Here is a 7,332-nt window from a genome sequence, read left to right as displayed (position 1 = left end):
CATGGAATTATTCAATCTATGTCTCGAAAAGGTAACTGCTATGATAATTGTATTATGGAGACATTCTTTGGAAGATTAAAAAATGAGATGTATTATGGCTATGAGAAAGACTATGCTTCTTTTGAAGACTTTTCAAAAGCGATTGAAGAATATATAGATTACTACAATAACAAAAGAATTCAGGCAAAAACAAAATGGATGCCACCTGTACAATACAGGATAGCATCCATGTGTTCCGCCTAGTTCATAAATATGTGTCCAGGATTCTGGGTACATATCAGTTTTATATCGTAGCTAATTTCATATGAATAATACACTAGATTCAGAAATAGATTCCTTAAAATCCTATCGAAATCTTTAAATGACCTTATATATTGCGTTTGGTTTGTTCGTATTATATTTGAAAAGCTCTTTATTAAGTTGATTAAGTTATTATAATACAATTGATTTGAAGCAAGTCCTAAAACATCCCAAGCTTCTTCATAATTTACAATTACAAATCGATTACATACTTTTTTTAATGGAGCATCCTCAATTCTTGAAAGTTTATTATATATATTCAGTATTTCCTCAAAAGATTTTTCTGATAATTTTTCAACGATATATTTATCCATATCAACATTTATTGTACGCATAAAAACAAGTGGAGCCAATGCGTCTATAGAATCTTTATCAGCCCAGTCTGGCTTGTTTTCTATATAATTCCCTGGTATTTTACGAATTAAAGCCCTTAAATTACCATGTGTAAAGCAATATATATCATAGACATCCCCGTCTGATAATCCCATGTTTTTTAACGCCGTCTCATAAGCATGTTTAGGCAAAATATCTAGTTGAATTGCATCTTTCAAACTTACAGCCTCATTATTTGTGCAAATAATTATTCTATTATTATCATTAATCAGCTCTCCTTCATAATTAAACATCAGAATAAAAACTTGATTTTTTGAAATCTCCATTAACTTTTTTAAAGTAACCTCATTTTCAACTACAATCACATTTTCAGAATAATTATCTTTATCTTTTAACAAAGACAGAACAAATCCTAATGCATCTACTCTAGTATACGATTTCACTATAATATGATGAGTATCTTCTTCTAAGCGTTTCATAAAGTCAGCAATTTTTTCTTCTCTTGTAGCTAGAAAAAGCTCAGTTACCATTAATGGAGAAGTCCTTTTTGAGAATTTATCCCATGCTTTTTCAACAGTAAAAAAACTATACAACTCGGTTTTATTAATTTGAGCTAGAAACCATGCGCAAACTGTTGGCTCGCTATTTATCCAATCTGCTAAAATAACTGCGTCATAAACTTTTACCTGTTTCCAGTCCTTATGATATTTTTCCCACTGCGTAATAGTAGTATTATAAGCCCATATTTTTGACGTAACTAAATAAAAAACTGTTTGTTTTTTTTCTACACCAAGTGAATTTTCTGTACGTTTTTTATAATCAGCCTCAATTTTATCTAATGTGCTATTATTGGTACCGAATTCCCAAACACTACAACCACTGCTTACATACGTCGTCTCCTTCTCAGAATATACTATACCATCATATCCAGGTGACCAAATATCATCACCTGCTGGAAATCTATGGTTACGAACCTCTGTATTTGAAGCAATAACAAGCTTTTTCACAAGTTCTGGCAACAATGATTCTATTTCTTTCTTATGTGATTCACTATATTCTTTTATCATTTTCGCTGTAATTATATCCACGTTATATCCTCCCAACATAATCTACGATACTCTTAATGATTACCAAGCCATCATATTTAGTATAATGGCTTGGCCTAAAAACATCTATTTATATTTATAAGTTTCCATTTTTCTAATCCACTCTCACTCTAACACTATCCTTTCATTAGACCCATAGCTTTCCTTACCAACCCTTTTCTTAAATTGATTTGCTTTAACGTTTACTTTCATCTTTTTGATCCTCCTTAGGGTATTATTTCTAGTGTTCCGTTAACGCGAAAGTGTCGTTGTGGCAAGCAATGCATTTGTCCGACAAATACGTAGGCGACTTTTACAACACATCCTTCTGATGTGAGTTTCGGGTTTGCTTATCGCGACCCTCTCTTTCCTTTTTTCTCCTCTTCTTGTTGGTATAGGAGTTCCAAATTTTTCTTGGCTATCAGGTACTCATTCATGTCTTTTTTAATCTGGGCATACTCTAGAAACTCTGCTTTTTTCTCGGCTAAAATCCGACCATACTCCTCTCGTAATTCTTGCATAGGTGGAATTTTTCGACCTGGGGCATTCTTGTACACTTTCTCTGCAGACACTGTACTGGTCAACATTTTTGGTAACAAGTCGGACGGATAAATTAGCTAAACCTTAATTCCATTGGTGTTAAATTATTATTATGAGTATGAGGTCTGACGTAGTTATACCAGTTAATATATTGCTTAGTCATTTTGTCTAACATTTCAACGCTATCAAATGTAAACCTATAATAAAAACAATTTTTAAATGTATTATAAAATCTTTCCATTGGAGCGTTGTCATATGGACAACCCGCTCTACTCATACTTTGAATGATACTGTTATCTTTACAAAATTTTACAAATTCCCATGAAGTAAATTGTGTTCCTTGATCAGAATGTAGAATTAAGTTTTTTAGGTTTCTTTTCTTTTATTAAAGCTTCGTTTAGTGTTTTAATTGCCAATTCTGTATTCATATAATCTGCATTAACTGAAGCAATTGCTGACCTATCATATAAATCTATAATTGTACAGTTATATCTAAACCTGCCATTTGCTTGTCTCATGTAAGTAAAATCAGTGCACCAAACTTTATTTTTCTTGCTAATTGTAAAATCTTGCTTTAATAAGTTATATAAAATATATTTGATTCTATCAAATATAACTTCTCTTTGAGCATAATACTCATTTTTATTACCTTTAAGATAATTATAATAACTATTAAGACTTATCTTAAAGTGAATACAAAGCCATCTTAGACCATATTGTTTTTTATTATTAGTTGTGTACTAGCATTCTTCGCTATATTTTTTAGTCCAATCACGGACTGATTTTTTGGATATATTAAACTCTGCGGCAATCTCTGCATAAGATTTTGCACTTTTAATATATGCATCTATTACTTCCTTTTTGAAATCTTCATTGTACTTTGCTGACATAATTGGTCCTCCTAGATAATATTATTTATAACATATTATCTGTCCAAGGTGTTACCAATTTAGTATACCAGTACATAATGCTTTGTCCATGCCGAGTCGTCTGCACTCCGCTATCATCAGGTGTGCGTTTTGCACACTCACACATATAAAAAAGGCCACTGGGAATATCTCGGCAGCCTGATTCAGCTTATTCATTCATTTTTATAACCAACTTCACATGTTCAAGTGCTATCTCCTTTTCCTTATATATCTTCATAGTCTCCATAAGTGCCACCACAGCAAAAATATAAGGATCTTCTCCAGCCGGTGATGTACCTGTCATTATATATTCCGGAGTAGTACACAGAATCTTTGCCCGATATTGCGACTGTTCTGATCTTTTTAACTGTTTAGCATTAATTATTCAAGGTTCTTAATGACCTTGACCGCTACACCCTGAATCTCACATTCTGAAACAATGATATCTTTCATGGTCTTATTCTCAGGATAAAGTCTGATCTTCTGATTCTCTTTGTCTACAAAATAGCGCTTCAGCGTGTTCTCATTTGCTACTAAAGCAACAACAATCTACAAAAATTTTTTAAATAGCCGATAAGCCTCGAAAATCGTGCACTCCCCCTTTTATGATTCTAATTGTAGCAAAAAAGCCTGTCCTTAAAAATGGACTCCCACAAAGTAATGCCGTACTATACACTGCCGTAGAATTTCAAGTAGATATTTGTTTAATTATGTTGAGGTATATAATGCAATCCACCAAAACATCTATACCAAGCCACTCATCTTTAAGTAATTTATCCTTTTTATAAAAATTGATTTACTGGCACAGTCTTCAACTGATGCATTAGCAATGGTGTTATATTCAAATCTTCTTTAGGAGTCTCCCAATAATAATCCAAAAATTTAAGAATCTTCTTATAGTATTGTTGCCCATTCTTCCACTGTTCCCTAAGTGTATGATCAACAATAAAATCGTCAGGATCTCTATATATTCTGCATAAAACTGCCCTTCTAGTTTCAATACTATATTGTCGTGGAAAAGTCTCTCGAAATTCTACCGGAATCTTCCGTAGGGCTTTAGGTAATGCAAACAATGGAATGTTAATAGTATATGTAATTCCTATTCCCATTGCTGCTATAAAAGTTCCGTTCATCTTCTTAGCAGTTTTTACTTTCGTTTGATTCTTTAATTTTTCCCGTTCAAAATTTAATTGCCTATCATTTATATAATCTTGAAAATCTGCTAAGTTTTGAGACATTATCCTTTCATCTGCACTAATATATTGATATTTATTTATTGATTTTACAACCTCAGATTGACATATAGTTTTATCTATTTTTTTATAAAATTTCTTATCATAAAGTAAAATCATTTTATCTAAAGAGATGGGGAAAAAAATCACAGTCCCTATATCAGCTAGTCCGGCTCTATGAACATCAAAAGGATTTGTAATAATTACCGGAACATCTGAAGTAATAAAATTCAAATCTGTTTTATTAATTAATATATCAATTTCATAATCATCAAGAACTGATATTAATTCATTAACCATACTAATATTGAAATCGGGTGTTAATTCCTTCTCTACTCTTTCTTTTACTAACGGTCTAATGCAATTTTTTGATAGATTCCTCGTCATATTAAACAATGAATCTGTCAGTATATTCTCCGCCATGTCTTGAGTATGATTTTTCATTGCTTTTGACCTTGTTATCTGATACAGCACAAACTCTTTTATGTAATAATAATCTTTTTCATCAACTTTAGAGCTATCCAACACTTTTTTTATAGTTTCTGACCATTTTGATTCTTTTTGTGCCAACATCTTTTCAACGCTACCATCATTATCATAAAAAAAATCTTCCGAACAAATTGAAGAAGTAGGAACATTATCCCTTAATATATTGTTATCAAATTGATAAAATGAAATAAGAACTTTTTCGTTCTTTGCACCAGCGTTTTTTATATTAGAAAATGGTTTCATATAGAAACGTGGCACATAATGCTGATTTTTTGTTACTGGCAAATTCATCCCCCCTCTTAATTCGCTATACCGAATATAACATACTTCTGAATCATCAATAACGGCCTTCTGAACTACTTCCAAAGTAATCCTGAAGACCGTAAATTATATTTTCTATTACGCTTTACTTGAAATCATGCCTCAACCTGTCCATACTTACCGTATGTTCTTCCGTCAAGCAGCGTCCATTCTTTTCGACCATTTGCTGCTCTACCAAGTACAACAGCTGCTGCAGCTGATGAACTTGAGAATTTATGATCTTTTACGAAAACACCATTAGAAATAGTGCCATCTTCTATTAAGGATTCTCTTAATTCCAAGTATCCATGCTGAAATCCTTCGGTTACGTCCTTGGAAATTTTACTTCCGGCAACAACTACGAAGTTATCATCATCAAGCGGATACCCCGAAGCATTTCCTCCTCTACCCGATAGAATAAACTTATCATGTACTTTATTCTCTGTATCTTTATCAAGATCCCAATTCTTAGTAAAAACATCCAATAAATCTTTTTGTCTTTGCTTTACAATCTCAGGAGTCCACTCATCTATGCTAATTACTTGAGTTGTAAGATTATATGATGCAGTTCCATTTTTGGTGGTGAAGTATTTTGTCTTTTTGGTTTCAAAGTCGTAATTCTGTGCTGCACTGTTTCTCTGTCTTGTAAGAGGAACTAAATTTGCAATCCTATTCAGCCAGTATTGACGATCTTTTGAGTCTGGCCAAATATCATACCATTCACTTCTGGCACTAGGATTCTGCGGAAGAACATGCTCAATCGTAAATAGTTTCGTGTTGTATGTTGCTCCTCCATCAGACACAAAGGAATCCAATCTTTGAATAATATAATTGCGACGAGCTGATGGCATCGTATATATTTCACCATTAAGAGTTTTTAAGAACTCTTCTTTTTCCCACTCTGTTAATTCAATATTCTTAAGCGGATTATCAAGTGTACTATCAGGATGTTCCTTCATTTCAGCAAGAATAAACTTATATCTCGCCATTCTACGGTTTACATCCTGAGCTGTCACCTGCAAATATGAAGCAATACGTTCCAGCTTCTTAACAAACCATAATAAATAATCATGATCATCTGGATACATTGTCATAAATAGAATTGCTAATGGCATCCAGTCATAATTATTGTTCTTGTTAAGCCAATACAAATATCCATTTATTTCCTCTGCATTTTTTGAGGATGTATACTCACAATTCTTCAGTTTCATATACGCTATCGTATATGGTTCCAAATAATCATCAATAAGTGATTTGGGACTAGATATTTCCGATATAACATAAGCTCTGAACTCATCAAGTAAATTCTTCTTTGCTTTTTCCATAGTAAAAATGGTTCTCGTATGTGTAAACACTTCATTAAATCCATCTCTACCAACCTGATTTTCTAATTCTTCCCACTTATCTGTATATTGCTTCTGCAACTCAGTTGGTAACTTACCAATCGTCTCAGACTTAATGATATCTGTTGGAAGCAAGTTTAATCCTCTACTGTTCATTACTGAGAAAACTCTGAACGCAGAGGCTTGGCTTGGCGTAGATACAGTAACAAGATAGCATCTATTAAGTAAGAAGCTACTAAATCGTAGCAATTCATCTTCTTCATCTCCAAATGTTTCACTAAATCTTTCTTTCAAAACATTACAATTTTCTTGTATATGCTTTTTTGATTCAGTATCCAGTTTCGCAGAATCAATTTTCAATAACTCTTCAATCTTCACATTCTGAATATATTTATTGAAAAACTCCTGATCCCACTCTCTTAAAAACACTCGTGGCTGACTTGCAATTCCAGCAAGCTTATTTCCTTTTTCCTGTAAAATTTCCATACAGGATGATTTATTATCTGAATCATTCAAACAAGCAGCCAAAACTGCGAAAAGAATTGTTAATGTAGTCAATCTTTGTTGACCATCAATAACATCTGCTCTTCTATCTGTATTCTCTTTTATAAGAACAATACTTCCCAAAAAGTAATTCTCATCTTCAGGCTCAGATGTATAAAAACTATACAAGTCATCAAATAGAGTACTTGTTTCTTCAACAGTCCATGCATAAGGTCGCTGATATGCAGGAATATGATACTCAAAATCTGAGCTGAATATTTTTAATAATGGATACTCATGTCCTGTAATTTCGCTCATA

Annotated in this window: 9 protein-coding genes; 1 reads left to right on the top strand and 8 read right to left on the bottom strand. The window is 32.6% G+C overall.

What is annotated here, in order from left to right:
• Positions 1–243 (top strand): IS3 family transposase (locus BMY79_RS08580; RefSeq protein WP_143065835.1); only part of this gene is annotated, 243 nt, incomplete at its 5' end.
• Here BMY79_RS08580 and BMY79_RS08575 read toward each other — a convergent pair.
• The 8 genes from BMY79_RS08575 to BMY79_RS08545 form a co-directional block, all read right to left on the bottom strand.
• Positions 240–1,721: a hypothetical protein gene (locus BMY79_RS08575; protein WP_074730774.1), complete on the bottom strand. Its 1,482-nt coding sequence runs from the start codon at positions 1,719–1,721 to the stop codon at positions 240–242. The two genes, BMY79_RS08580 and BMY79_RS08575, sit on opposite strands and share 4 nt — an antisense overlap.
• A gap of 610 nt (positions 1,722–2,331) precedes the next feature.
• A complete protein-coding gene (locus BMY79_RS11900) occupies positions 2,332–2,535 on the bottom strand; it encodes an integrase core domain-containing protein (protein WP_177176436.1) in 204 nt (67 codons plus the stop codon).
• Between the two features lie 67 nt (positions 2,536–2,602).
• Positions 2,603–2,818 carry a DDE-type integrase/transposase/recombinase gene (locus BMY79_RS11895; RefSeq protein ID WP_278320626.1) on the bottom strand — a complete coding sequence of 72 codons (216 nt, stop codon included), beginning with the start codon at positions 2,816–2,818 and terminating at the stop codon, positions 2,603–2,605.
• A gap of 180 nt (positions 2,819–2,998) precedes the next feature.
• Positions 2,999–3,148, bottom strand: coding sequence for a helix-turn-helix domain-containing protein (locus BMY79_RS08560; RefSeq protein WP_083383518.1), 150 nt, complete (start codon positions 3,146–3,148; stop codon positions 2,999–3,001).
• A gap of 187 nt (positions 3,149–3,335) precedes the next feature.
• Complete coding sequence (locus BMY79_RS12465) at positions 3,336–3,470, bottom strand: hypothetical protein (protein WP_278320624.1); 135 nt, start codon at positions 3,468–3,470, stop codon at positions 3,336–3,338.
• A gap of 77 nt (positions 3,471–3,547) precedes the next feature.
• On the bottom strand, positions 3,548–3,715 hold the full coding sequence (locus BMY79_RS12385; protein ID WP_330390114.1) for a LexA family protein: 168 nt from the start codon (positions 3,713–3,715) through the stop codon (positions 3,548–3,550).
• Positions 3,716–3,948: 233 nt separating this feature from the next.
• Positions 3,949–5,178: a DUF4238 domain-containing protein gene (locus BMY79_RS08550; protein WP_074730772.1), complete on the bottom strand. Its 1,230-nt coding sequence runs from the start codon at positions 5,176–5,178 to the stop codon at positions 3,949–3,951.
• Positions 5,179–5,303: 125 nt separating this feature from the next.
• Positions 5,304–7,331, bottom strand: coding sequence for a DUF4357 domain-containing protein (locus tag BMY79_RS08545; protein ID WP_074730771.1), 2,028 nt, complete (start codon positions 7,329–7,331; stop codon positions 5,304–5,306).
• Position 7,332: the final 1 nt, after the last annotated feature.

Source organism: Lachnobacterium bovis (assembly GCF_900111325.1).
Taxonomy (GTDB): Bacteria; Bacillota; Clostridia; order Lachnospirales; family Lachnospiraceae; genus Roseburia; species Roseburia bovis_A.
This window is presented reverse-complemented; position numbering and strand designations above follow the sequence as displayed.